The organism is Gordonia sp. HS-NH1 (genome assembly GCF_001418765.1).
Lineage (GTDB): Bacteria > Actinomycetota > Actinomycetes > Mycobacteriales > Mycobacteriaceae > Gordonia.
Genome location: NZ_LIYC01000002.1, coordinates 250,875 through 275,764, shown reverse-complemented (window position 1 = coordinate 275,764; position 24,890 = coordinate 250,875). Strand labels below are relative to the sequence as shown.

The following is a 24,890-nucleotide window of genomic DNA, read 5'->3' as shown; positions in this document are numbered from 1 at the left end:
GGCGCTAGGTTTTGAGCCCCCGCGAGACCGCCATGGCGGCACCCACGATGCCGGCGGTGTTCAGCAGCACCGCGGGGACCACGGGCGTGTCATTGGTCAACAGCGGAATCCACTTGTCGGACTTGCGGCTGATGCCGCCGCCCGCGATGAACAGCTTCGGCCAGAAGAGGGCCTCGTAGGTCTTCAGGACCTCGGAGACCTTCTCGGTCCACTTCTCGTATGACCAACCCTTCTCGTCCCGGACGCGAGAGGACGCCTGGTGCTCGGCTTCCTTCTTGCCGACCTGGAGATGACCGAGCTCGGTGTTCGGCACGAGGGTTCCGTCGATCAGGATCGCCGACCCTATGCCGGTTCCGAACGTCAGCAGCATCACGACCCCCGCGACGTCCTTGCCCGCGCCGTACGCGTCCTCGGCCATCCCCGCGGCGTCGGCGTCGTTGAGCACCGACACCTGCCTGCCGTCGAGGTGCTTGCTGAAGAGGTCGTAGACGTCCGTACCGATCCAGGCCTTGTCGATGTTGGCGGCCGTGCGCATGATCCCGTCGGTGACGACGCCGGGCAGGGTGATGCCCACCGGTCCGGTCCAGTCGAAATGTGCCACGACCTCGGCCACCTTGTCGGCGACTGCGTCGGGTGTCGCCGGCTGCGGGGTCAGCACCTTGAACCGCTCGCCGACGAGTTCACCGGAATCGAGATCGACGATCCCGCCCTTGATCCCGGAACCGCCGACGTCGACCCCGAAACCGAGGTTGGTCGGAGGTGTCGGATCGTCGGGGTCGGACGATCCGGGGACGGACGTATCGGTCATGGCGGGGCTCCCTGTCGGGGTCGGCGGCAATCGTGGTCCAGGCTATCCACGTGACCCGCCGAACGTGCGACATCGCAACGCATGTCGACACGATCGGCCCGGGCGAGGCGAGAGATCGGTCACCGCGATCGGCGGTGCGGTCGGGCGATGTGCTCACATGGAAGGCGTGGATCAGACAATTCCGGTGGACGAGCTCGCCGCGGTCGCCCATGCCGTGGCTCAGGAGGCCGCCGCGCACGTGCGTCGCCGCCGCCCCGAATTGTTCGGCGCGACACCGGGACACGGCGAACCGCCGGCATCCGGGACCCCGGACACGCGATCGTCGACGGTGCGACCGGTGTCGACCACGTCGACGGTGCAACCGGTGTCGACCAAGTCGACGGAAACCGATCCGGTCACCCTCGCCGACACCGAGACCGAACGCCTGATCCGTTCGCTGCTCCGCCGCGCGCGTCCCGACGACGAGGTGCTGGGGGAGGAGGACGGCGGCAGCCGGGCGGTGCCCTCCGGCGTCCGATGGGTCGTCGACCCGATCGACGGCACCGTCAACTTCATGTACGGCGTCCCGGCCTATGCCGTCTCGGTGGCGGCGCAGGTCGACGGGCGGTCGGTTGCCGGGGTCGTCGTCGACGTCGCCCGCGACGTGACCTACGGCGCGACCCTCGGCGGGGGAGCCTGGGCGGCAGATGCGACCGGAGTCCGCCGGACGCTGCGCTGCACGTCGGTCGATCGAGCCGAACTGGCACTGGTGGCAACGGGTTTCGGGTATGACGCGGCACGGCGCAGGCAGCAGGGCCGCATCGTCGCCGAACTGCTGCCCCGCGTCCGGGACGTCCGTCGCATCGGAGCCGCGGCCCTCGACCTGTGCATGGTCGCCGCCGGCGCCGTCGACGCCCATTACGAACACGGTCTGAGCCCGTGGGACTGGGCGGCCGGAGGACTGATCGCCGCCGAGGCCGGTGCGGTCGTCCAGATGCCGCCGCCGGACTCGCGGGCCGACGAGGGGCACATCACCGTCGCCGTCGCACCCGGCGTGGCCGACGAATTCCTCGCGCTGCTGGACGAACTCGACGCCCGCCGCCCGCTCGCCTGACGGCTCCCCGGCGCACACCCGGCGGCGGGGAGCCTCTGGGCGAACCTCAGCAGGGAGCGGAATGCACGGCCTCGACGAGCACCGGGTCGACACCGCTCGCCGGGTTCTTCGGATCCGCCGACCGGAGCGCCTCCAGCGCGGCCTGCGCGTCCTGGGACATCTCGTCACCCGAATGGTGGGTGCCGAGTGCGACGTCGACGGCTGTCCCGCGTCGGCCGTCATCGACCAGCTGTGCGCACGGGAACGCGAGCCACGTGGCCGCGGCCGCGGCGCGTCCCGCGGGCCCGAAACGGATCTGCGCGACGCAGTTCAGGTCCCGGTTGGGGTACACGGGGTCATCGGCATAGGGGGTGTCCGGCACCGGGGTGAACCCCTGCGCGGTGAGGTCGTCGGACACCGTGCGGGCCGCGCCGCGTTCGTCGGAGGCGTTGAGGACCCGCACCCCGAAGGTCGACAGCGGTGCCGGCGCGACCCCCAGCATCTCGTCGCGACCGACGACAGTGAGTGCCGGCGGTGCGGGAGGCGCGGGTGCACCGGCCTCCACCGACGTCGGCGGAGTCGGCTGATTGCACGCTGTCGGTACGGATTCGGTGTCGCCGCCGCCCAGCGCGACCGCCCACACCACCACTCCGACGACCATCAGGACGACGACCGTGATGATCGCCGGTGCATAGCGGCGCCGACGGTAGGGTCGGCCCTGCTCGTCTGTCGGATAGCCGGACGTAATCTTCGACACCACCGTGGACTGGCTCCTCACTGGGCGTTGCGTGATCTCGGATCACTGTAGAGGGTGGCCTCGCGGTGGACCGCATGCCTCGCCGGGAGCGAGGTCACCGGTGCGCTCCGAGGTGTCTGTCGGCGCCGGAGCGAAACTTACCGACGAGTTGGGTCCAGCGTATTGACCATGCACGAGGTGTCGACTATGCTACGGGCGCCCGCGCTTCCAGACTCGGGATGCGCCCGATATCGAACCGTGATCGAAATCACGCAATACGTCTGTTCCTCTGGTACGAATCTCGCCCGAGACGACGTTGCACTGACCCCATCGGTAAGACAATCCCGGTGGTGTCGTGCGCAAGAACACCCGGGTGACGACGCCAGCGCCGTCACCGTGAGCGCCCCTCACACTCTCGACAAGTTAGGCACAGAATGGCTACAGATTACGACGCGCCACGGCGGACGGAGACCGAGGACCTCAACGAGGACTCGCTCGAAGAGCTGAAGGCGCGACGCAGCGAGGCTCAGTCCTCGGCGGTGGATGTCGACGAGAGTGACACCGCGGAGTCCTTCGAACTCCCCGGAGCCGATCTCTCCGGTGAAGAGCTGTCGGTGCGTGTCATCCCGAAGCAGGCCGACGAGTTCACCTGCACCAGCTGCTTTCTCGTCTATCACCGCAGTCGGCTGGCCGAAGAGAACGGAAGCTCGCTCATCTGCGTCGACTGCGCCTGAGCAGGTTCGCAGCCAGCGGATGACCGCTGATGAAAGGGGCCGACGCCGAACGCGGCGCGGCCCCTTCGTCGTGTCCTGGGTTCAGGCGGTGGGTTCCGGGCGGTCGGCCGCGGCGTCGTCGATGCCCAGCGCCGCGAGGAGTTCGGCCGGGCGGCGGGTGGAGACGAGCCAGTAGGGAGTCGGGTCGTCGGGGTCGTCGAGGACGAGGAGCACCATCGTCTTCACCCAGGACCGGTGGACGAGATAGGCGGCCGGGTCCAGCTGGCGGCCGAGCGCCGCGCTCTTGGCCGACGCCGGGACCGTCGCCCCGCGGGCCACGACGGAACGTGGCAGAACGGCGCGGTGGGCGTGCAGTTCCCCACCCGGGGTCACCCGGATACGGGTACGGCTCATCGTCCACAGCATCACCGCGCACAGGACGCCGGTGGCGACGTACCCGATGATGCTCCAGGCGCTCCCGCGTGCCGACAGCTGGATCTCGTAGCCCACCACGCCGGTGAGGACCACGGCTGCGAGCCACCACCACCAGGGCACGTACAGACGCTCGTCGAACCGATCGGCGGTCGAGTCGGTGACATCGGCGTTGCGCCCGGTGGGTGCGGGGGAGGCGTCCGACGTGCCCCCGGGGTGCTCGGGCGAATGATCTGCGGTCACGTGACCAGCGTAGTCTGCGTCCGTGACCCCAGATCTCCCCCCTGTGCAGCCCTCCGCCGCGGCGCCGATCGCGGTCCGTCGCCTCGACCCCGATCTGCCCCTGCCGACCAGGGCGCACCCGGGTGATGCGGGGGTCGACCTCTATTCGACGATCGATCTCGAACTGCCGGCCGGACGCCGTCAGCTCGTCGGAACCGGGATCGCGGTGGCGTTGCCGTTCGGAACCGTCGGGCTGATCCACCCGAGATCGGGCCTCGCCGCGCGGGCCGGCCTGTCGGTCGTGAACACCCCCGGGACCATCGACGCCGGCTATCGCGGGGAGATCAAGGTCTGCCTGATCAACCACGACCCGGAGCAGACGATCTCGATCGCGCGCGGCGACCGGATCGCCCAGCTGATCGTGCAGCGTGTGGAGTTACCCGACTTCGTCGAGGTCGACGAGCTCGACGACACCGCCCGGGGCGACGGCGGTTACGGATCGAGCGGCGGTTCGGCGATTCTCGCCTGACCTCCGCCCGTCGGGAGTCGATTACTGTTTTCCGTGTGTCCGGCGGATCGTTGTCGCCGGCGGTGACGAACGAGGAGTGACGCGATGGCACAGGACGGATCAGAGGAGTTGCGGGTCGGTCAGGCGCGCGGTCCCTACGACATCGACGCGCTGGCCACCCGGCCGCAGGAACTCGAGAACTCCCATCTCGACCTCGGTTCGGTGCTGGTACCAGTGGTCGAGGGCGGCCAGGTCACCGTCGAGATGTCCGAGGCCCACCAGCCGCAGAACGTGTACCTGGTGACCCCCATCGGCCGGATCTCGGTGAGTGCGTTCGCCGCACCCAAGTCTCCCGGGATGTGGCGCGAGGTGGTGCGGGAACTGGCCGGCTCGCTGCGCGACGACGGTGCCGCCACGAGCGTCGAGGACGGGCACTGGGGACGCGAGGTGGTCGCCGACAAGGATGGCGTCACCCACCGTTTCATCGGGGTCGACGGGCCGCGCTGGCTCGTCCGGTGCGTCGGCAGCGGGCCCACCGCCAACGCCGACGATCTCGCCCGGCTCAGCCGCGCGGTGCTCGCCGAGACCGTCGTGCGACGCGGTTCCGAACCCTTCCCCCCGCGTGACCCACTGCCGATCGTGTTGCCCCCAGTGCTCGCCGAGCAGGTCGCGGCCGCCCAGCAGCAGATGTTCGCCGATCCCGCCGCCGGACAGGATCCCCAGGCCGCCCCCGCGGACCAGGCGCCCGCCGCCGGGAACGACGCGGACTCGACCGAGGAGCCGGGGCCGGTCGCCGGTGGCGCGCTCGACCAGGTCGCGCACGCCACCGTGTACGGCGACAACACCTACCGCGACGACGCCGACACTGCGGTGGCCGACGCCGCGGACGCGCCGCCCGCCTCCGAGCCGCCCGCCTCCGATCCGGCGGCCGACACCGCGGATGACGACGACCCGCAGCCGCCGTCGTCGGGCTCGGCGATGCAGCGTTTCCTCCGCCGTCGCTGACCCGCGGTCACCGCTCCGGGTCGGTCAGACGGATGAGCCCGTCCCGCGCGCCGGCCCCGAGCAGACCCGGGTCGCGGCCCCAGTCGTCCAGGCTCACCTCCACGAGGGCCGATCGCGGTGCAGCCGCGTGCCATTCACGGGCGACGGTGATCGGATGGACCGGGTCGTCGGGAGCCGCGACGATCGCGAGCGGCACCGCGAGTCCGGCGATCTCGGCGCCGACGGGGGCGCGGTAGCCGGCCGCCTCGCGCAACATGGCGACGAGGCCCGGATGTAGACGCCGCCACGACCGGGACAGTTCCGTCGAGAGCCAATCCGGGCTGCTGCCGGCCATCGCGGCGATCGTCGCCTCGAGTCCGTCGCGCTCGAGCGACTCGGCGGTGGCGACCGCGCTGGCGGCGGCGGGGGCGGTGCGTGCGTCGCCGCTCCAGGCCGGCAGCGCGGCGAGCACCCCGGCGCATCGTCGCCCGCCGTCACGCAGGGCCCAGTCGAGCGCGATCGCGGCCCCGATCGAGACGCCGCCCACCACGATCGAACGATGCGCTCGCGCGGCACGATCCAGCCCGCGGAGGTGACCGTCGATCAGCGACGTCGTCGGCTCCAGGGCGATGAGCTCGATGCCCAGGTCAGCGGCGGTTCCGCCGAAGGCGCGGGTGACGTGGTCGGCGTCCGAACCCGTCCCGGGGATGACGACCAGAGCGGTCGGAGGCGGGCGGAGCAGACCGTCGGTGCCGGGCATCAGAGCATCATCCCCTAGTGTGTCCCGGGGCCCCGCGCAGACCCGAGACCGCGGCGGCCCGGCACCGCGGAATGCCCCCGCGGTCGTCTACGTTGTCACTGGCCGAGGCCGGGGTCTACGCTGGCGGACAGGTCACCGATCACTCGTTCGGCGACCCACGGTCACCGCTCTGCACAGCCCGCGGTGCCGGCCGAAATCCATTGGGAGGGTCGAGATGCCCACTGCCGGCTATCTCAAACGACTTACCCGTCGGCTGACCGAGGATCTCGGTGACGCCGACGCAGAGAAGATCGCCGAGGAATCCAAGGCGACGGGTGCGCAGCGCGCATCCGAGTGCTGCCGAGGTGACGAGGTCACCATGCACGGCGAGCTCCGTGCCGTCGAGACGTGTTCGCGCTCGGCCAAGGCGGGTGTGAAGGCCGAGTTCTTCGACGGCTCCGACGTCGTGATACTCAAGTGGCTCGGCCGCAACCGCATCACCGGAATCGAACCCGGCCGCAAGGTCACCGTCCGCGGACGGCTCGCCGAGCAGGACGGGCACAAGGTGATCTACAACCCCTACTACGAACTGCACGGCGTCGACGAGTGACCGACTCCGACTCGACCGCCTCGACGGACTCCGATCCCGACCAGCCGGCCTCGGAGCGGACGACGCCCACGGTTCTCGAACAGATCGGCGGCGTCTCGGGTCTCGTCTACTCGACGGTGCCCGTGGTGGTGTTCGTCCCCGTCAACTCCTTCGCCGATCTGCGCACCGCCATCTATGCCGCCCTCGGTGTGGCGGCACTGCTGTTCGTCGTGCGCCTGGTGCGCCGCGAACCACTGACGCCCGCGATCTCGGGGCTGCTCGGCGTCGCGATCTGCGTCTTCATCGCCGACCGGGTCGGGGACGCCAAGGGCTACTTCCTCTTCGGGATCTGGAGCACCCTGGTCTACGCGATCGTGTTCGCCGTCTCCATCCTGGTGCGATGGCCGCTCATCGGCGTGGCGTGGCACCTGGTCAACGGCGAGGGATCGAGCTGGCGCAAACAGCGGTCCATCCTGCGTGCCTACGACATCGCCACCGCGCTGTGGGCCCTGCTCTTCGCGGCGCGCTACCTCACCCAGTCGGAGCTGTACGACGACGGCGCGACCGGGTGGCTGGCGTTCACACGCATCGCGATGGGATGGCCGCTGACAGCTCTCGTGGTGCTCGCGACGATCCTCCTGGTGCGCCGTGCCCAGCGCGCCGAGGCGGCACGCGCCGAAGCCTCGGCCGACGCCGGGATCACCGCGCGATCTGCATAGCCTCGTAGAGGGCGGGTTCGGCCTCGACCGGGGCGATGAAGATCAATTCGTCGCCGCCCTCGATCGGGTCGTCGCGCTGGGGGACGATGACCCGGCCGCCACGCAGGATCGCGACCAGTGCCGCGTCCCGGGGGAGCTCCAGCTTGCGCACGGGCTTGCCCGCGAGCGGTGTGTTCGACGGCAGGGTCAGTTCGACGAGGTTGGCCTGTCCCTGCCGGAACGTCATCAGCCGGACCAGATCGCCGACGGACACCGCTTCCTCGACGAGGGAGGCGAGTAGGCGAGGGGTCGAGACGGCGACGTCGACGCCCCAGTCCTCGCCGAAGAGCCATTCGTTGCGGGGATCGTTGACCCGAGCGACGACCCGGTTGACCGCGAACTCGGTCTTCGCGAGGAGGCTGACGACCAGGTTCGCCTTGTCGTCGCCGGTCGCGGCGATCATCACGTCATAGGTCTGCAACTGCGCGTCTTCGAGATTCGCGAGCTCGCACGCGTCGGCGAGCACCCAGTTGGCGCCGGTGACGGCGTCGGTGTCGATGTGGCCGGCGTTGCGCTCGAAGAGCGTGACCTCGTGGGCATTCACCAGCAGTTCGCGGGCGATGGACCGCCCGACCGCGCCGGCTCCGGCGATGGCGACCTTCACTTCGGGACTCCTTCGGCCCGGGTCATCCGGACTCGTTCTGGATGAACGGCTCGGCAGCGAGGCCGCGGGCGTTCTTGAGATTGTCGAGCATGACCGCTCCGTAGATCACATCGTCTTGTTGGACAACGGTTTTGGCATCGGGCAGGACCGCGCGTCCGACGCGGCTGAGAAACACCACCCGAGCCCCGGTCAGTTCCTGGAACTTGGCCACCGAGATCCCGATCCAGGACTCGTCGACGTCGATCTGGGCGATGGCCAGTGAACCGGACGGGTCGCGCCACGCCATCGTCGTCGTCTCGCCGAGCGCCGAGACGAACCGTTCGGTCGTCCACGGCACGGTGGCGACCGTCGGGATCCCGAGACGCTCGTACACCTCGGCGCGCTTGGCGTCGTAGATCCGGGCGACGACCCGCTCGACATCGAATGTCTCGCGCGCCACCCGCGCCGAGATGATGTTCGAGTTGTCCCCCGAGGACACCGCGGCGAACGCGTCGGCGTGCTCGATGCCCGCCTTGACGAGGATCTCCCGGTCGAACCCGACCCCGGTGATCGTGCGGCCCGCGAAATCGGGACTCAACCGCACGAACGCGCTCGGATCGCGGTCGATGATCGCGACGTCGTGTCCGCGCTTCTGCATCGCCATCGCGAGCGAGGATCCGACCCGCCCGCAACCCATGATGACCACCTGCACGGCATTCCTCTCCACATGCGGCTCGTGTGCCGCGAGTCGAACCTACCCGGCCCGGCGCCAACGCTCTAGGGTTGCCTGGTGTCCACCGTCTCCAAGGTGTCCGTCGCGACCAAACGCCTCCTGCTCGGCAGGCCGTTCCGCAGCGACACACTAGGTCACACGCTGCTGCCCAAGCGGATAGCCCTGCCGGTGTTCGCCTCCGACGCGATGAGCTCGGTGGCGTACGCGCCGCAGGAGATCTTCCTGGTCCTCTCCGTGGCCGGCATCAGCGCGCTCGCGTTCACCCCGTGGGTGGCGATCGCGGTCGCGGTCGTCATGACCGTGGTCGTGGCCAGCTATCGGCAGAACGTGCACGCCTATCCCTCGGGAGGTGGCGACTACGAGGTCGCGACCGTCAACCTCGGCCCCAACGCGGGTCTCACCGTCGGCAGCGCCCTCCTCGTGGACTACGTGCTCACCGTGGCGGTGTCGGTCACGTCCGCCGCGGAGAACATCGGCTCGGCGATCCCGTTCGTCGGCGAGCACAAGGTGTGGTTCTGCGTCGGCGCGATCATGCTTCTCGCCGCGGTCAACCTGCGCGGCATCAAGGAGTCCGGCGCAGTGCTGGCCATCCCGACCTACGGGTTCATCATCGGCGTGCTGGGCATGCTCGTCTGGGGCTTCACCGAGATCTACGTGCTCGGGCAGGACATCCAGTCCGAGACCGCCGACTTCGGCATCGTGCCCGAGCAGGACAATCTCACCGGGCTGGCGCTGATCTTCCTCGTCGCCCGGTCGTTCTCCTCCGGTTGTGCGGCGCTCACCGGGGTCGAGGCCATCAGCAACGGGGTGCCGGCGTTCCGGAAACCGAAGTCGCGCAACGCCGCGACGACGCTGCTGCTGCTCGGCGCCTTCTCCATCACGCTGCTGCTGGGCATCGTGCTGCTCGCGGGCAAGATCGGTGCGAAGTACGTCATGAACCCGGAACAGGACCTGATCGGGGCCCCTGACGGCTACCAGCAGAAGGCGATGATCGCCCAGCTCGCCCATGCCGTGTTCGACTCGTTCCCACCCGCTTTCTTCTTCGTCGCCACGGTCACCGCGCTGATCCTGCTGCTGGCCGCGAACACCGCCTTCAACGGGTTCCCGGTGCTGGGTTCGGTACTCGCGCAGGACCGTTACCTGCCGCGTCAGCTGCACACCCGCGGCGACCGCCTCGCCTTCAGCAACGGCATCCTGTTCCTCGCGATCGCCGCGATCATCTTCGTGGTCGCCTTCGGCGCCCAGGTGACGGCGCTGATCCAGCTCTACATCGTGGGTGTGTTCGTCTCGTTCACGTTGAGCCAGACCGGCATGGTGCGGCATTGGACCCGCTTGTTGCGCACCGAGACCGATCCGAACGCGCGTCGCCGGATGATGCAGTCCCGGGTGGTCAACTCCGTCGGCCTGGTGATGACCGCCACCGTCCTCGTCGTGGTGCTGTTGACCAAGTTCACCGAAGGGGCCTACATCGCGGTGATCGCGATGGTCTCCCTCTTCGTGATGATGAAACTCATCCATCACCACTACGCATCGGTGCAGCGAGAACTCGACCGCGCCGAGGAGGACGACGAAGCGGTCCTGCCGAGCCGCACGCATTCGATCGTGCTCGTGTCCAGCCTGCACATGGCCTCCAAACGCGCACTGCGCTATGCCCGGGCGACGCGGCCGGACGTCCTCGAGGCGATCACGGTCAACGTCGACGACCGCGACACCCGCAAACTCGTCTCCGAATGGGAGGCCAGCGACATCACGGTGCCGCTCAAGGTCATCGCGTCGCCGTACCGCGAGATCACCCGGCCGGTCATCGAATACGTGCGCCGGGTGCGCCGCGAATCGCCGCGCGACGTGGTCACCGTGTTCATCCCGGAGTACGTCGTCGGGCACTGGTGGGAACAGATCCTCCACAATCAGTCGGCGTTGCGCCTCAAGGGGCGTCTGCTGTTCGAGCCCGGCGTGATGGTGACCTCGGTGCCGTGGCAGCTCACCTCGTCGGACCGGCGCAAGGAGGACCGCGCGTACTGGGCGCCGGGCGAGACCCGTAGGGCGCTGGGCGAACCCGAGCGGCGACCGTGACGGGGTCGGGACCGGCCCGTCGTGTCGAGGTCACCGTCGACCGCCCCGCCAACGGTGGTGAGGCGGTGGGGCGCGCCGACGGTCGGGTCGTGTTCGTCCGCGGGGCGATCCCGGGCGAACGGGTGGTCGCCGAGATCACCGACGACCGGCACGACTCGTATTGGCGCGCCGACGCGGTGGAGGTGCTCGACGCCTCGCCGCACCGCGTGCCGTCGCCGTGTCCGGCGGCGGCGGCCGGAGCCGGCTGCTGTGATCTCGGCCACGTGGCACCCGATCATGCCCGGGACCTGAAACAGGCTGTGCTGCTCGATGTCCTGGACCGGGTGGGGCATCTGCCGCGCGACGTCGTCGCCGGCACCGAGCTGGCGAGCACCGGGGTGCGGCGTCTCGGGGGCGCCGACACCGGCTGGCGAATCCGTACCCGCCTGGCCGTGGACGCCCAGGGGCGGCCGGGGCAGTCGGCGTTCCGCGGGCGGCAGGTCGTGACCGAGGTCTGCGTGCAACCCGCGCCCGGGATGCTCGACGGTCTGGCCGAGAGCCGCTTCACCCCGCACGCCGAACTCGCCGTGGTGCTCGACGCCGACGGTGCGCGGCACGTCACCGAGCTCGCACCGGTCGAGAAGCCGCGTCGGGGCCGCGCCGACAGCCGGCGTCGGGCTCAACAGAACCGCGTCCGACGGTCGCGGACCCGGGCCCAGGTGATCGTCGAGGGTGGCGCGAGCGCGGTCCAACGCGTCGGCGGGAGGTCGTGGGCCATCCCGGTCGCGGGATTCTGGCAGGCGCACCGCGACGCACCGCGGGCCTACGCCGAGTCCGTCGTCGACCTCGTCGACGCGCACCTCGGGGCGCGGCCGCGGGTGGCGTGGGATCTCTACGGCGGCGCCGGGGTGTTCGCGGCCGCGCTGCTCGACAGCACCGCGGGTGGTCTGGAGGCCGTCCACATCGTCGACTCCGATCCGGCCGCCCTCGACGCCGCCGACCGCGCCTTCGCCGACGACGGCGACCGCGTGCGCACCCACCGTGGGGAGGTCGCGGCCCGGATCGCGGACCTGGACGACCGGCCGGACGTGGTCGTGCTCGACCCGCCACGGACGGGGGCGGGCGAGCGGGTGATCGCCGCGGTCGCCGACGCACGGCCGGGCATCGTGATCCACGTGGGCTGCGACGCCGCGCGGTTCGCACGTGATCTCGGACTCTTCGCCGAGCGCGGATTCCGCGTCACGGAGATCCGCGGTTTCGACGCGTTCCCGCTGACACACCACGTGGAGGCGGTGGCCTGCCTGTTCCCGCCCGCTCACGGGTGAGAGAACGCAGGGCGGGGGGTAGCGGGACACCCGCGCCGCGGCCATCCGCCGATCCGGTTCGCGACGAATGCTTCCGTAGACTGACCTGACATGTGCCGGACGTTCTCGGCGCGACAGCCGACCCGGCGTCACGGGGTTATGGAGGAAACGATGGGTGTGCTCGACCGGATCAGCTCGCCGGCCGATCTTCGGCCGCTGTCGGACGAGGAGATGGAGACCCTCGCGTCGGAGATCCGGACGTTCCTGATCGAGAAGGTCGCGGCCACCGGCGGACACCTCGGTCCCAATCTCGGCGTCGTCGAGCTGACGCTCGGCATCCACCGCGTCTTCGACTCGCCGTCGGACGCGATCCTGTTCGACACCGGCCACCAGTGCTACGTCCACAAGATCGTCACCGGACGCAAGGACGGCTTCGATCAGCTGCGTCAGCGCGGTGGGCTCACCGGCTACCAGGAGCGCGCGGAGTCCGAACACGACTGGGTGGAGTCGTCGCACGCCTCGGCGGCACTGTCGTACGCGGACGGGCTGGCGAAGTCGTTCGAGCTGACCGGTCAGCCGCATCGCGCGGTGGTCGCGGTCGTCGGCGACGGCGCCCTGACGGGCGGGATGTGCTGGGAGGCGATCAACAACATCGCCGCCTGCAACCGCCCGGTGGTCATCGTCGTGAACGACAACGGCCGCTCGTACGCGCCGACGATCGGCGGTCTCGCCAGCCACCTGTCGGGACTGCGGCTGCAGCCCGGGTACGAGAAGTTCCTCGACGAGGGCCGCCGCGTCGTCAAGCAGGTACCCGTCGTCGGCGAACCCGCCTACGCGGTCCTGCACGGGATGAAGAGCGGACTCAAGGATCTGCTTGCCCCCCAGGCGATGTTCACCGATCTCGGACTGAAGTACGTCGGACCCGTCGACGGCCACGACATCGACGCCGTCGAGTCGGCCCTGCGTCAGGCACGGGACTTCGGCGGACCGGTCATCGTGCACACCGTGACCCGCAAGGGAATGGGCTACGCGCACGCCGAGAACCACGTCGCCGACCAGATGCACGCCACCGGCATCATCGACCCGGTCACCGGCCGGCCCACGAGCGTGTCACCCCCGGACTGGACCGCGGTGTTCTCCGCCGCCCTGCTCGACGCCGGAGCCAACCGTCCCGACGTCGTCGCGATCACCGCGGCCATGCCCGGCCCGACGGGACTCACCCCGTTCGGTGAGCGCTACCCGGATCGCATGTTCGACGTCGGCATCGCCGAACAGCATGCGATGACCTCGGCGGCGGGTCTCGCCCTCGGTGGCCTGCATCCGGTCGTCGCGATCTACTCGACGTTCCTCAACCGTGCGTTCGACCAGCTGCTGATGGACGTCTCGCTGCTGAAGCAGCCGGTGACGCTCGTCCTCGACCGATCGGGCATCACCGGCCCCGACGGCCCCAGCCACCACGGCATGTGGGATCTGTCGCTCATGGCGATGGTCCCCGGTCTCCGTGTGGCGGCTCCGCGGGACGCGGTCCGGCTCCGCGAGGAGTTCGACGAGGCACTCGGCGTCGCGGACGGTCCGACGGCGCTGCGGTTCTCCAAAGGTGCGGTCCCCGAAGACATCCGGGCCGTCGAACGGCTCGACGACGGCGTCGACGTGTTGCACCGGACCGACCGTGACCTCGGTCCGGCGGACGGCGATGTGCTGATCGTCGCGATCGGCGCCTTCTGCGGACTGGCCGTGGACACTGCCGAACGCCTCGCGAGGCAGGGCATCGACGCCACGGTCATCGACCCACGCTGGGTCCTGCCTGTCCCGACGTCCGTGGTCGAGGTCGCGCGCCGTCATCGGCTGGTCGTCACACTCGAGGACGGGTGCACCAGCGGTGGGGTCGGGTCCGCGGTCGCGACAGCCCTGTCGGCGGCCGAAGTACTGGTACCCGTGCAGATCAAGGGCATCCCGCAGGAGTTCGTCCCGCACGCCTCCCGTGGCGAGATCCTCGCCGATCTCGGGTTGACCGCTCAGGACCTCGCCCGGTCGATCACCGCGACCGTCTCGGGCATGCAGGCCGGCCCTGGCCTGGACCGCGCGATCGAGAACACGCCCGACCCGGCAGAGAGCCGCGCCGAGGACTGAGCTCCCGGCGGTTGAATGCCGGAGAGGTCCGGTTTGGCCGGTGCCGAAGCTGGGCATTTTCTCTCCGTGAGCGACGAATCCGGTTCCGCGGGGATGCATCGCACCGACCCGCCGGTGCCGACCCTCGGGGTCGAGGAGGAGTTCGTCCTGGTCGACCGCGAGACCGGACGGCCGGTCGGACGTAACCGCGAGGTGGCTGCGGCGGCGTCGGCGCGCGGCCTCGACCTCGAGCTGGAACTCACCTCCTCCCAGGTGGAGATCGCCACGCCCGCGGCGGCATCGAGCCAGGAGATCGGCGATCATCTCCACCGGCTACGCGGCATCCTGACGGCGGCCGCCGACGATGTGGGCGTCGACGTCGTGGCCTGCGGGGTGCCGCCACGAGTGCCCGACTCGTTTCCGGTCACCGACATCGGCCGCTACCGCGCGATCGCCGAACGCTACGGCATGCTCGCCCACGAGCAGGGCATCAGCGGTTGCCACGTCCACGTGGAGGTTCCCGACACCGACACCGCCGTCGGGGTGTGCAACTGGCTGCGGCCGTGGTTGCCGGTGTTGCTGGCCCTGGCGGCCAATTCGGCGGTCTATCGAGACGCAGATTCCGGACACGCGAGCTGGCGGTCGGTGCTGTGGTCGCGGTGGCCGGCGGCGGGACCGCCACCACACCTGCGGTCGGCCGAGCACTTCGCCGAGACCGTCGAACTGCTCGTCGCGACCGGCGCGATCCTGGACCCGCACATGCTGTACTGGGACGCCCGGCCATCGGATCATCTGCCGACCGTCGAGGTGCGCGTCGGCGATGTGCAGATGCGGGTCGAGGAGACCCAGGTCTTCGCCACCCTCGTCCGAGCCGCGGTGATGACTGCTCTCGACGACCTCCGGCAGGGGGGACGGCGGTCACGGGCCGGCGCCGTCCTCGATCCGGCGCTGCTCTCGGCTGCCTACTGGATCGCCGCCCACGACGGCGTCGACGGAAACGCGCTGGACCCGGCCACGGGAGCTCTGGCATCCGTGTGGACCCGCGTCGACCAGTTGCTCACGACTGTCGCGCCGGCGCTGGACCGGCTCGGTGACCGAGAGCGCGTCGAGCAGGCCCTGGGGCGGGTGCGGCGGGACGGCAACGGGGCCACTCGACAGCGGCGCATCTTCGAGGAGTCGGGGTCTGCGCTGGCCGTCGTTCGGGCGGCCACGTTGCGCCGGCCCGATTGACGGTGGGTTCAGCGCAGCGTCGCCAGGTTCGAAATCGACTTGTGCACATCGGATTCCAGGACCTTGGCGACGAGCCGTCCGACCGCTCCGTTGAGCAGCCCGCCGGACAGCTCGGCGGACAGGTCGAAGTGGGAGCCGTCGACGATCTCGTCGACCTTCATCGCCAGATCGATGTTCACCCCGCCGCGGCCGGTGCCCGACAGCGCGATGAGCCGTGGCTCGTCGTAGTCGGTGACGGTCCAGTGGATGACGTTGCGGAAACCCTTGACCTTGATGAGCGACGAGATCGTGGTTCCCTCGGCGATCGTCTCGGGAACCGGCGACCGCCAGCCGCCGAAGATCGTCATCCATTCGTCGAAGCGCGAGAGGTTGCTCGCGAGCGCCCATGCCGCGCTCGGGTCGAGGTCGGAGTCGATGCCGACGGAGACTGTGGCCACAGAGCTGCTCCCATCCGGAGAAGGTGGTCCGCTCGGGAAGATGACTTCCCCCGGGCGGTTCGGATACTCGGGTGATGGCATTCGGGTCGGGATCGAATGTACGCGACGACGGCGCTGCGGGCTGGGCGCAGCGATCCGCGCCGGTGGGGTGCGGCTATTCGCCGTCCGCGGTCGTCCCTGGTCGGGCCGCCTCGAGGAGGGCCTGGGTCAAGGCCTCGGCACAGAGGGTTCGCTGCCACGCGCGGGCGCCCGCCGCGGCCAGGTGCGCGTCGAGCGCCTCGGTCGTGATCGGTTCGGGCAGGCCGTCCCAGCACAGTTGCCGGACCACATCGGGTGCGAGCAGGTTCTCCACCGGCAGGGTGTGGGCGTCGGCGATCTCCTTCAGCGCCGGCCGGACCGCCTGCAGTCGTGCCGCGGCCTCCGGATTCCGCTGATCCCAGCGGCTGACCGGAGGCAGGCCCGGTCCGGTCGTCTTGCGCGACGGGAGCTTGCTGTCGGGGATCTCGCGGGCCCGTTGCAATGCCGACAGCCAGATCCCGGCCTGGCGCCGCTGGCGCGGGCCGCCGAAGACCGGCAGCTTCGTGAGGTCGGCGATGGACTCGGGGTTGACGGTCGCCGCGTTGACGATCGCGGTGTCGGGCAGGACGCGTCCGGGCGCCACATCCCGGCGCTGCGCCAGTTCCTCGCGCGCGGTCCACAGTTCGCGTACCGCCGCCAGCGCCCGCGTGGACTTGACGGTGTGGATGTTCGAGGTCTTGCGCCACCGGTCGGTACGCGGCGGTGCCGGCGGGCGGGACAGGATGTACGCGAATTCCTCACGCGCCCATCCGTCTTTGCCCTCGGCGGCGAGTGCGGCGTCCATCGCGTCACGCAGTTCGACGAGGACCTCGACGTCGAGTGCGGCGTAGTTCAGCCACTCGTCGGGCAGGGGACGGCGCGACCAGTCGGCGGCACCATGACCCTTGAGGAGGCCCAGCCCGAGGAATTCGGCCACCATCGCCGCCAGATTGACCTTCGCCAGGCCCAGTAGACGTCCGGCCAGCTCGGTGTCGTACAGCTCGACGCACTCGAAGCCGAGTTCGCGGAGGCAGGGGAGGTCCTGATCGGCGGCGTGCAGCACCCATTCCGGGCCCCGCAACGCGTCGATCACCGGTGCCAGGGCAGCGGGATCGCCGATCGGGTCCAGCAGGAAGCTGCCCGACCCGCGTCGCTTGATCTGGATCAGATAGGCGCGTTGCGAGTAGCGGTACCCCGACGCGCGCTCGGTGTCGACGGCGATCGGGCCGCTACCCGCCACGAGAGCCGCTGCCGCGTCGGCGAATTCGGTGGCGGTCGCCAGCACCGGTGGCACACCGCCGGCCGGCCGGAGCAGCGGGGTGATCTCCGGAGCCGGTTCGTCGGTGGCCGGTTCGTCGGGGGCGGGATCGTTCACGTCGCGCCGAGTTCGGTCACCCCGACCGGTGGGAGACCGGCGGCGGAGGCGAGGACATCGCAGAACGCCTCGAGATGGCTGCCGAGTCCGTCCGCGGTCAGCGCGGTCCAGGAGGCCCGCACCTCCAGTTGATGCGCGCGCGGAGGTCCGGCGATGTCGCCGTAACGGACCGACGTGGTGGAGGTGACGGTGCCGCCGAGTGCGGTCACATCGACGCGATGGGCGGAACCCTCGGGGGTGGCGGTGGCGCCCACCGGCACGCCGAGCGCATCGCTGATCCAGCTCCACGCCACCTCGGGCAGCAAGGGGTCCATGGCCAGCGCGGCCTCGACCTCGGCCTGCAGGAACGCGACGAGACGCATGGTGCCGTTCCAGGCGTCCTGGCCGGCTGGATCGAAGAGCAGGATGAGCCGCCCGAACGCGCTGCCCTGTGAATCCGTCGGCACGACGTCGAGGTCCTCGGGCGGGCGCACCTCGGCGCCGACGGCGTAGCTGTAGGGCGCCAGGCGCTGCGGCGGGCGGATGGGTCCGACCTCGATCTCGCGGCGGACCCGGGCAGCATGCAGCGACTCCACCGCCGCGCGGAAATCAGCAGGCTCGTCCGGAGCTCCCGAAGAGGTCACCGTTCGACCGTAGGGCGGGGGTGGCCGGGCGCGGCGGAGGCGCGCCGACACCACACGTGCGGGATCGGGGGGGCATGGCAGAGTAAGCGGTGATGTCGAACGCAACTGGTACCCGGGTCCATAGGTCGCACCTGCCGCTCGTCGCCGCGGCCACCGGCGCGACCCCCTCACGCCGTCCGGTGTGGTTCATGCGGCAAGCGGGTCGTTCGCTGCCCGAATACCGGGCCATCCGCGCCGATCACGGCATGCTGGAGTCCTGCTTCGACGCGGAACTGGTCTGCGAGATCACCATGCAGCCGGTCCGCAGACACGACGTCGACGCGGCGATCCTCTTCTCCGACATCGTGGTGCCGCTCAAGGCCGCCGGCATCGACCTCGACATCGTCGCCGGGACGGGCCCGGTGATCGCCGAGCCGGTGCGCTCGCCCGACGCGGTGTCGCGCATCCCGCGCCTGGAGCCCGCTGCGGTCGGTTCGATCGCCCGTGCGATCGAACTCCTGCTGGGCGAACTGGGAGACGCCACGGCACTGATCGGCTTCGCGGGTGCGCCATTCACCCTCGCCTCCTACCTCATCGAGGGCGGGCCGAGCCGCAACTACGAACGAACCAAGGCGATGATGCACGGGGATCCGGAGACGTGGGCCGAGCTGATGGCACGTCTCGCCGACATCACCATCGCGTTCCTGCGCGTGCAGCTCGACGCCGGCGTCGACGCTGTCCAGCTGTTCGATTCGTGGGCGGGCATGCTGTCGGCCGCCGACTATCAGCGTTTCGTCGCGCCACACAGCGCCCGCGTGCTGGCCGAGGTCGCCGACTACGGCGTGCCGCGCATCCACTTCGGGGTGGGCACCGGTGAACTCCTCGCCCCGATGGCGCATGTCGGCGCCGACGTCATCGGCGTCGACTGGCGGGTGCCGCTCGAAGAGGCCGTGCGCCGGGTCGGTCCGGGCAAGGCCGTGCAGGGCAACCTCGACCCGACCCTGCTGTTCGCCGGCACCGATGTCGTCGACGCCGAGGTGCGGCGGGTCGTCGCCGACGGCGACCGGGCCATCGCGGCCGGGGCGGTCGGTCACATCTTCAACCTCGGCCACGGCGTGCTTCCCGGCACCGACCCGGATGTGCTGACGCGGGTCGTCGAAGTGATCCACAGCCTCTGATGTCCCCGCGGGTCCGGATCGCGATCGTCGGCGGCGGGATCTCCGGCCTGACCGCCGCCTACCGCCTCCGTCGTGCCCTCGGGTCGGACGCGCACATCGACCTCTTCGAGGCCACCGCACGGCTGGGTGGTGTGCTGCACACGGCGACCGTCGGCGACCGGCCCGTCGACGTCGGCGCCGAGGCGTTCATCGTCCGGCGCCCCGAGGCGCTCGAACTCGTCACCGAACTCGGCCTGGCCGACCGGGTCGTCTCACCGACTCCGCGACGTCCCGCGGTGTGGTCGGGGGAGCGGTTGCACCCGCTGCCCAGTCCGGCGCTGATGGGCATCCCGGCCGGGCCGGCAGTGGTCGACGGTCTCGCCGACCCCGCCGACACCGAGCGTATGACCGGCGAACCCGAACGCCCGATGAGCTGGGAGACCGGCGCCGACGCGTCCGTCGGGCAACTCGTCGCCGAACGGTTCGGACCCTCCGTGGTCGCCCGCAGCGTCGACCCGATGCTCGGCGGTGTGTACTCCAGCCTCGCCGGCGACATCGGGGTCCGTGAGGCGCTCCCGGCACTCGCCGCACGTCTGGACGCGGGCGCGCCGTCGCTCACGGCGGCCGTCGGGGCCCTCATCGCCGCCGGCGCGGGCGCGTCGGGACCCGTCTTCGGTGCACTCGTGGGCGGCTACGCGATCCTCCTCGACGCCCTGCGGACCGCGGCCGGGGTCGACCCCGACACCAGCAGTCCGATCACCGAACTCGTTCCGTCGGGGGATGGCTGGGAGCTCGACGTGGACGGGGCCGCAGACCGGCGACCGTACGACGGGGTGATCCTGGCGGTGCCGGCGTGGCGGGCCGGCGATCTCCTGCATCGGTCCGTGCCGGACCTGTCCGTTCCGTTGCGGACCGTCCGGCGCGCCTCGTCGGTCGTGGTGTCGATCGCGTTCGCGCCGGGCACAGTGCTGCCCGAGCACTCGGGTGTGCTGGTGGGCACCGGAGAAGGGTTGCGCGCCAAGGCGTTCACGTTCAGCTCACAGAAGTGGGCCCATCTGTCGGGGCCGGACCCGTCGGGCGCGGACCGGCCGGTGTCGGTCCGTGCGTCGTTCGGGCGGTTCGGTGCGCCGGTGCCGGATGAGGCCACCGAACCCGGGGTCGACGACCGGTTGCGGAGTGCGGCGCTGGAGGATCTCGACGAGGTGTGCCGTGCCGCCGGCGTCGCGCCGGTGTCGTCGCGGGTCGTCGACGTGTACGTGCAGCGCTGGGACGACGGGCTGCCGGTCTATGCGCCGGGCCACCTCGCGGCGATGGCGCGGGTGCTGGCCGCGCGCCCACCGCGCCTCGCACTGGCCGGGTCGTCGTACGCAGGGGTCGGGGTACCGGCGTGTATCGGCCGGGCCGGCCGCGCGGCGGCCGAGCTGCTCGACGATCTGACGTGACCTGTCACCGCTGACCTGCCTGGTAGTTGTGTGGGCGGCGGTGGCACGATGGCATCCATGAGCCGCTTGGACTACGCAGAACTCAACTCGACGATCCGCTACCTGATGTTCTCGGTGTTCGCGGTGCGCCCCGGTGAACTGGGTACCGACCGCGATCAGGCCAAATCCGACGCCACGGACTTCTTCAAGTCACTCGAGGACAGCGGCGTCGTGGTGCGCGGGGTGTACGACGTGTCGGGGCTGCGCGCCGACGCCGATTTCATGATCTGGTGGCACGCCGCCGACGTCGAGCCGATCCAGGCCGCCTATGCGAAGTTCCGCCGCGAGACCGTTCTGGGACGCGCGTGCAACCCCGTGTGGAGCAATGTCGCCCTGCACCGCCCCGCCGAGTTCAACAAGAGCCACATCCCGGCGTTCCTCGCGGGCGAGGACCCCGGCAACTACATCTGCGTCTACCCGTTCGTGCGGTCCTACGAGTGGTACCTGCTGCCCGACGAGGAGCGTCGCAAGATGCTCGCCGACCACGGCAAGGCGGCCCGCGCGTACAAGGACGTCCGAGCCAACACGGTGTCGTCGTTCGCCCTCGGCGACTACGAGTGGCTGCTGGCCTTCGAGGCCCCCGAGCTGCATCGCATCGTCGATCTCATGCGTGACCTGCGTGCCACCGAGGCCCGGATGCACGTACGCGAGGAGACGCCGTTCTTCACCGGTCCCCGGGTCGAGGTGCCCGCGCTCATCGACGCGCTGCCCTGATCCGGGGGACCGTCGCTACTCGGCGGGTTCCAGTTTCAGGCTGATGCTGTTGATGCAGTAGCGGAGGTCGGTGGGGGTGTCGTAGCCCTCACCGGCGAAGACGTGACCGAGGTGGCTCTTGCAGTTCGCGCAGAGCACCTCGACGCGCCGCATACCGAGCGAGGTGTCCTCGACCTCGATGATCTTGTCGCCGGCCAGCGGAGAGAAGAACGACGGCCAGCCGCAATGTGATTCGAACTTCTGCTCGCTGCGGAACAGCTCGGTGTCGCAGGCGCGGCACCGATAGACCCCGACCGTCTTGGTGTCGGTGTACTCGCCGGTGAAGGGGGCCTCGGTACCCGCCTGGCGTAGGACCCGGTATTCGGCGGGAGTCAGGCGCTGCTTCCACTGCTCGTCGGTGAGGTCGGCGAGATTCTCGGTGTCGGTCCGCGGGGTGCTGTCGGTCATGCCTTCCACGGTAGCGCGCGCGTCCGGACCGACTGTGTCAGCGCTGTTTCGACAGGCTGATCGAGTCCTTGTCGCCGGGCTCCGCCGTGCTGTCGAAGGCGTCGGCTCCACCGGCCGGGATGCGCGGCGCATCGGACTCCGACCGGACCGGCGTCACCATGCCGGTCACCCCGTCGGACCGCATGTCGAGGTAGCGGAACAGCAGCGAGCAGAACACCGCGATCATCAGCAGCGACCAGCCCCACGTGACCTTGTTGTACTCGACCATCCAGCCGAACGCGGTCCAGCGGTCGGAGTAGAAGCCGTCGAAGGTCATACACCCGTAGACGCCCAGCCACGCCGGCCAGTTGCGCATCGGTGACCCGGGTAGCAGCACCGTCATGAGCAGCGGGAACAGGAGCATCGAGTAGTAGCCCTGGCCGAGCGAGCCGACCAGGAACGTGGTGCACAGCAGCACTCCCGATGACGCCGTGAGCCACAGCATTTCGTTGGTCTTGCGGTAGTAGCGGTACAGGAACCACAGCGAGAACGCGGCCATCACCACGAACGCCACGCGCAGCAGCAGGATCAACCACGGGGCGACACCGAAGTACGCGCCGTTGCCGGCGATCGAGCTGTTGTAGTAGTCGCGCGCCTCGCCGAGATACGGGACCGTTCGGCTGATGAAGTCGTTCGCGTCGACCGAGAGCGGCCAGGCGACGACCGTCAGGACGACCGGGATCGCGATGGAGAGGGCGAACACCCGCCACTGACGATTGAGCAACGGCAAGAGCATGAGAGGCGCCAGCACCGGCTTGACGGCCAGAGTCAACCCCATCGGTACGCCGGCCCACCAGTCGTGCCGGGTCAGCATCAGCATGAGAAATGCGATCAGCCCCAGGAGCACGAACGAGTTGAAGTTCGTGAAGATCAGTGTGTGCGAGACGGTCTCGGTGCTGAAGAAGAAGAACAGGACCGTCGGCAGGACCCACGAGTTGATCGCGTAGCCGAACATGCGGGTGAGCAGGTAGGCGGAGACCAGCAGGGCGATCACGCTGACGGCGATGAAGGCCCAGCGCGCGCGCTCGTAGTCGATGACCGCGACCGGTGCCATCAGGAGGGTTCCCGATGGTGGATAGAGGTAGTGCGGGTCCACGGTGGCGTAGTTCTCGCCGTAGACAGGCAGACCGTTGAGGAAGTTGAAGGCCGCGTTGTACACGGGCTTGAAGTCATCGGTGCGGTCGCCGTTGACCCCCAGGAACACCGAGCGGTGCACGACCATGAGCAGGCTGATCGGCCACAGGACCATCGGGATGATCCGTTGAGCACTCATCGGGGGGTAGAGATACCTGTCGAGATTGGCCACCCGCGAACCGTACTACGCGCGCCGTCGAGCTCAGAACCCTGCGCGGGGTCCGACCGTCCTCACGTCGGGCAGCCGCGCTGGGTCGGGCCCTGCAGACGGGCCCGGTCGACATATTCGACGACGACGCCGGCGGCGCAGGCGCTCCGTCCCAGGACCGAGAAGCCCAGACCATCCCAGGTGACCGTCACCGGTTCGGCTCCGGCGTTCATGAACAGCGGGACCAGGGCGGCGGCTCCCTCACCGCCGTTGATGGAGTCGCGCGTCCCGTTGAGGATCAGCGGGTCGGCCGGCAGCGACGTGGGTGGCCGGACCGGATCGCCCGACGCCCAGCCGTTGCATCGGACGAGCGAGAGCGCGCTGTCGGCGCCGGTGAGGGGATTCTGCTTCGACCACGCGTCCACGAGGCCCGGCACTTCGTTCTGGCCGACCGGTCCGGTGACGTCGTTGCAGCGGGAGACGTGGGCGCCGTCGGGGAGCCGGAGGGTCGCGGCGCGTTCGGCGAGGCGGACGAGCGCCGCGGTCTCCCCGCGGTCGGCGGCCGCGATCGCGTCGGCGAGGTCGAGGAGCGACTGCGGCCGGTCCGCGGCGAGTGCAAGTGTCGTCGTGATCGCGCTGAGGGCGGTGGTGTCCGACAGCGACGGGAGGTCGCCCGCGCGTGCCTTGGTCAGCAGGCGGGTCATCGTCGCGACTCCGTTGGAGCCGAGCGCACAGCCGGTCAGCGCCGAACAGCGCTGTGCGAAGCCTTGCAGGGCGAACTGAACGCCCTGTGCCTGCGACTGCGCGCGGTCGCGCGCGTTCGCGCCGAACGGCGTCGGGGTGTCCAGGATGATCCGCCCGGCACGTCCGCCGTACAGCGACGCGTAGCTGAGCACGACGTCGGAACCCTCGCCGGTCCCGATGAGCCCGAGGTGTTCGACGCCCCAGCGCTGACGGAGCGACTCGAGGTCCGCGGCTGCGTTCGCCGCCCCGAAGCTCAGCTGGTAGGGGGTGAGCGTCTCCGTGCAACCGTCGGAGGACGACGACCCGGCGGCCGCCAGCCGGGAGATCCGTGCGTCGGTGGTCGTCCCGCGTTCGGTGAGGCCGTTGTTCGCGATCGTCTCGCGTTCCAGTCGGGTCATGCAGTCGATGTCACTGCTGAGCGGGATTCCGCGATGGTCGACCGCGACGACGGGGTGCGACGCGAGCAGTGCCCGGCCCGGCCCGGCCGTCATCACCATCAGGGTTCGGGACGACGGCAGGTCGGAGCCGGAGGTGAGGACGAGCGGCGCGGCATCGGGTGGGGTGTCGGCCGTACGGGCTCGGGTCACCGCCACCGAGATGGCCTCGCCGTCGGGTTTGTCACGGTCGATGGGCGAGTCGTATTCGGCGCATTCGACGGTCACGCCCTCCGGACGTGCGACCCCGTACCGTTCGCTGGTCTCCGCCGCGCACTCGCTCCACTCGAGATCGGTCTTGGGCGCTGCGAGCGCCGGTACCGGTGGAGCGGTAGACGAGGACGGGGCCGGCCCCTGCTGACCGCCGCCCCCCGGGATCAGGTCCGGGCCCCGATCGGGGCCGACCGCGCAGGAGGAGAGGACGATCGCCGCGATCGCGCCGACGACGACACCCGCGAGAACCCTCGGGCGGGTGCTCGGTCCTACGCCGACGGCCGGGGTGTGCGCTCTTGGCATGTCCGCGAGAGTAGTCAACGTCGACCGAGAAGA

At 70.0% G+C, this 24,890-nt stretch carries 25 protein-coding genes; 13 read left to right on the top strand and 12 right to left on the bottom strand.

Annotation, left to right across the window (positions count from 1 at the left end):
- Positions 1–4 precede the first annotated feature (4 nt).
- Positions 5–808, bottom strand: a complete 804-nt coding sequence (gene ppgK / locus AMD30_RS03095; RefSeq protein WP_010840882.1) for a polyphosphate--glucose phosphotransferase — start codon at positions 806–808, stop codon at positions 5–7.
- A gap of 157 nt (positions 809–965) precedes the next feature.
- Between ppgK and AMD30_RS03090 the strand changes: the two genes are divergently transcribed.
- Positions 966–1,901, top strand: a complete 936-nt coding sequence (locus AMD30_RS03090; RefSeq protein ID WP_055474674.1) for an inositol monophosphatase family protein — start codon at positions 966–968, stop codon at positions 1,899–1,901.
- A 46-nt stretch (positions 1,902–1,947) separates the two neighbouring features.
- On the opposite strand, the gene cei is transcribed toward AMD30_RS03090, so the two are convergent.
- Complete coding sequence (cei, locus tag AMD30_RS03085; RefSeq protein WP_014926572.1) at positions 1,948–2,640, bottom strand: envelope integrity protein Cei; 693 nt, start codon at positions 2,638–2,640, stop codon at positions 1,948–1,950.
- A 410-nt stretch (positions 2,641–3,050) separates the two neighbouring features.
- Between cei and AMD30_RS03080 the strand changes: the two genes are divergently transcribed.
- Positions 3,051–3,350 carry a DUF4193 domain-containing protein gene (locus AMD30_RS03080; protein ID WP_004018846.1) on the top strand — a complete coding sequence of 100 codons (300 nt, stop codon included), beginning with the start codon at positions 3,051–3,053 and terminating at the stop codon, positions 3,348–3,350.
- An 81-nt stretch (positions 3,351–3,431) separates the two neighbouring features.
- On the opposite strand, the gene AMD30_RS03075 is transcribed toward AMD30_RS03080, so the two are convergent.
- Entirely contained in the window at positions 3,432–4,004 is a 573-nt protein-coding gene (locus AMD30_RS03075) for a DUF3093 domain-containing protein (RefSeq protein ID WP_014926573.1), read from the bottom strand.
- Between the two features lie 22 nt (positions 4,005–4,026).
- Here AMD30_RS03075 and dut point away from each other — a divergent pair, with 22 nt between their 5' ends.
- Positions 4,027–4,512: a dUTP diphosphatase gene (gene dut, locus AMD30_RS03070; protein ID WP_014926574.1), complete on the top strand. Its 486-nt coding sequence runs from the start codon at positions 4,027–4,029 to the stop codon at positions 4,510–4,512.
- Positions 4,513–4,596: 84 nt separating this feature from the next.
- Positions 4,597–5,496 carry a DUF3710 domain-containing protein gene (locus AMD30_RS03065; RefSeq protein ID WP_055474673.1) on the top strand — a complete coding sequence of 300 codons (900 nt, stop codon included), beginning with the start codon at positions 4,597–4,599 and terminating at the stop codon, positions 5,494–5,496.
- 7 nt (positions 5,497–5,503) lie between these two features.
- Here the strand turns inward: AMD30_RS03065 and AMD30_RS03060 are convergent, their stop codons facing one another.
- Positions 5,504–6,235 carry an alpha/beta hydrolase gene (locus AMD30_RS03060; protein WP_055474672.1) on the bottom strand — a complete coding sequence of 244 codons (732 nt, stop codon included), beginning with the start codon at positions 6,233–6,235 and terminating at the stop codon, positions 5,504–5,506.
- A gap of 214 nt (positions 6,236–6,449) precedes the next feature.
- Between AMD30_RS03060 and AMD30_RS03055 the strand changes: the two genes are divergently transcribed.
- Together AMD30_RS03055 and AMD30_RS03050 are read left to right on the top strand one after the other, a co-directional pair.
- Entirely contained in the window at positions 6,450–6,824 is a 375-nt protein-coding gene (locus AMD30_RS03055) for an OB-fold nucleic acid binding domain-containing protein (RefSeq protein WP_010840889.1), read from the top strand.
- Positions 6,821–7,522, top strand: coding sequence for a DUF3159 domain-containing protein (locus AMD30_RS03050; protein ID WP_014926577.1), 702 nt, complete (start codon positions 6,821–6,823; stop codon positions 7,520–7,522). The genes AMD30_RS03055 and AMD30_RS03050 overlap by 4 nt, the downstream gene beginning before the upstream one ends.
- Here AMD30_RS03050 and AMD30_RS03045 read toward each other — a convergent pair.
- Together AMD30_RS03045 and AMD30_RS03040 are read right to left on the bottom strand one after the other, a co-directional pair.
- The gene (locus tag AMD30_RS03045) at positions 7,503–8,165 is read right to left on the bottom strand and encodes a potassium channel family protein (RefSeq protein WP_055474671.1); all 663 of its coding nucleotides are present in this window, start codon (positions 8,163–8,165) and stop codon (positions 7,503–7,505) included. The genes AMD30_RS03050 and AMD30_RS03045 overlap by 20 nt on opposite strands.
- Positions 8,166–8,187: 22 nt before the next feature.
- Positions 8,188–8,856 (bottom strand): potassium channel family protein, encoded by a 669-nt coding sequence (locus AMD30_RS03040; RefSeq protein ID WP_010840892.1) that lies wholly within the window; start codon positions 8,854–8,856, stop codon positions 8,188–8,190.
- 78 nt (positions 8,857–8,934) lie between these two features.
- Between AMD30_RS03040 and AMD30_RS03035 the strand changes: the two genes are divergently transcribed.
- From AMD30_RS03035 to AMD30_RS03020, 4 genes are all read left to right on the top strand, one after another.
- Entirely contained in the window at positions 8,935–10,950 is a 2,016-nt protein-coding gene (locus AMD30_RS03035) for an APC family permease (protein WP_010840893.1), read from the top strand.
- Positions 10,947–12,254, top strand: coding sequence for a class I SAM-dependent RNA methyltransferase (locus tag AMD30_RS03030; RefSeq protein WP_055474670.1), 1,308 nt, complete (start codon positions 10,947–10,949; stop codon positions 12,252–12,254). Before AMD30_RS03035 ends, AMD30_RS03030 begins: the two co-directional genes overlap by 4 nt.
- Positions 12,255–12,404: 150 nt before the next feature.
- Positions 12,405–14,363, top strand: coding sequence for a 1-deoxy-D-xylulose-5-phosphate synthase (gene dxs / locus AMD30_RS03025; RefSeq protein ID WP_010840895.1), 1,959 nt, complete (start codon positions 12,405–12,407; stop codon positions 14,361–14,363).
- Positions 14,364–14,456: 93 nt separating this feature from the next.
- Positions 14,457–15,572, top strand: coding sequence for a carboxylate-amine ligase (locus tag AMD30_RS03020; protein WP_055474724.1), 1,116 nt, complete (start codon positions 14,457–14,459; stop codon positions 15,570–15,572).
- Between the two features lie 8 nt (positions 15,573–15,580).
- Here AMD30_RS03020 and AMD30_RS03015 read toward each other — a convergent pair whose 3' ends face one another.
- The 3 genes from AMD30_RS03015 to AMD30_RS03005 form a co-directional block, all read right to left on the bottom strand.
- The gene (locus AMD30_RS03015) at positions 15,581–16,009 is read right to left on the bottom strand and encodes a type II toxin-antitoxin system Rv0910 family toxin (RefSeq protein WP_010840897.1); all 429 of its coding nucleotides are present in this window, start codon (positions 16,007–16,009) and stop codon (positions 15,581–15,583) included.
- A gap of 154 nt (positions 16,010–16,163) precedes the next feature.
- Positions 16,164–17,441, bottom strand: a complete 1,278-nt coding sequence (locus AMD30_RS03010; protein ID WP_055474669.1) for an HRDC domain-containing protein — start codon at positions 17,439–17,441, stop codon at positions 16,164–16,166.
- A complete protein-coding gene (locus AMD30_RS03005; protein WP_035716956.1) occupies positions 17,438–18,064 on the bottom strand; it encodes a DUF3000 domain-containing protein in 627 nt (208 codons plus the stop codon). The genes AMD30_RS03010 and AMD30_RS03005 overlap by 4 nt, the downstream gene beginning before the upstream one ends.
- 92 nt (positions 18,065–18,156) lie before the next feature.
- Between AMD30_RS03005 and hemE the strand changes: the two genes are divergently transcribed.
- The 3 genes from hemE to hemQ are packed head-to-tail and all read left to right on the top strand — an operon-like array spanning position 18,157 to position 21,395.
- Positions 18,157–19,221, top strand: a complete 1,065-nt coding sequence (gene hemE, locus AMD30_RS03000; protein ID WP_084817185.1) for a uroporphyrinogen decarboxylase — start codon at positions 18,157–18,159, stop codon at positions 19,219–19,221.
- A complete protein-coding gene (locus AMD30_RS02995) occupies positions 19,221–20,642 on the top strand; it encodes an FAD-dependent oxidoreductase (RefSeq protein ID WP_055474668.1) in 1,422 nt (473 codons plus the stop codon). Before hemE ends, AMD30_RS02995 begins: the two co-directional genes overlap by 1 nt.
- 57 nt (positions 20,643–20,699) lie before the next feature.
- Positions 20,700–21,395 carry a hydrogen peroxide-dependent heme synthase gene (gene hemQ / locus AMD30_RS02990; RefSeq protein WP_044507882.1) on the top strand — a complete coding sequence of 232 codons (696 nt, stop codon included), beginning with the start codon at positions 20,700–20,702 and terminating at the stop codon, positions 21,393–21,395.
- Between the two features lie 15 nt (positions 21,396–21,410).
- Here hemQ and msrB read toward each other — a convergent pair whose 3' ends face one another.
- The 3 genes from msrB to AMD30_RS02975 are packed head-to-tail and all read right to left on the bottom strand — an operon-like array spanning position 21,411 to position 24,857.
- Positions 21,411–21,842 (bottom strand): peptide-methionine (R)-S-oxide reductase MsrB, encoded by a 432-nt coding sequence (msrB, locus tag AMD30_RS02985; protein ID WP_010840903.1) that lies wholly within the window; start codon positions 21,840–21,842, stop codon positions 21,411–21,413.
- 37 nt (positions 21,843–21,879) lie between these two features.
- Positions 21,880–23,187, bottom strand: coding sequence for a glycosyltransferase family 87 protein (locus AMD30_RS02980; RefSeq protein WP_055474667.1), 1,308 nt, complete (start codon positions 23,185–23,187; stop codon positions 21,880–21,882).
- A gap of 59 nt (positions 23,188–23,246) precedes the next feature.
- The gene (locus AMD30_RS02975; RefSeq protein WP_055474666.1) at positions 23,247–24,857 is read right to left on the bottom strand and encodes an alpha/beta hydrolase; all 1,611 of its coding nucleotides are present in this window, start codon (positions 24,855–24,857) and stop codon (positions 23,247–23,249) included.
- Between the last annotated feature and the right edge of the window lie 33 nt (positions 24,858–24,890).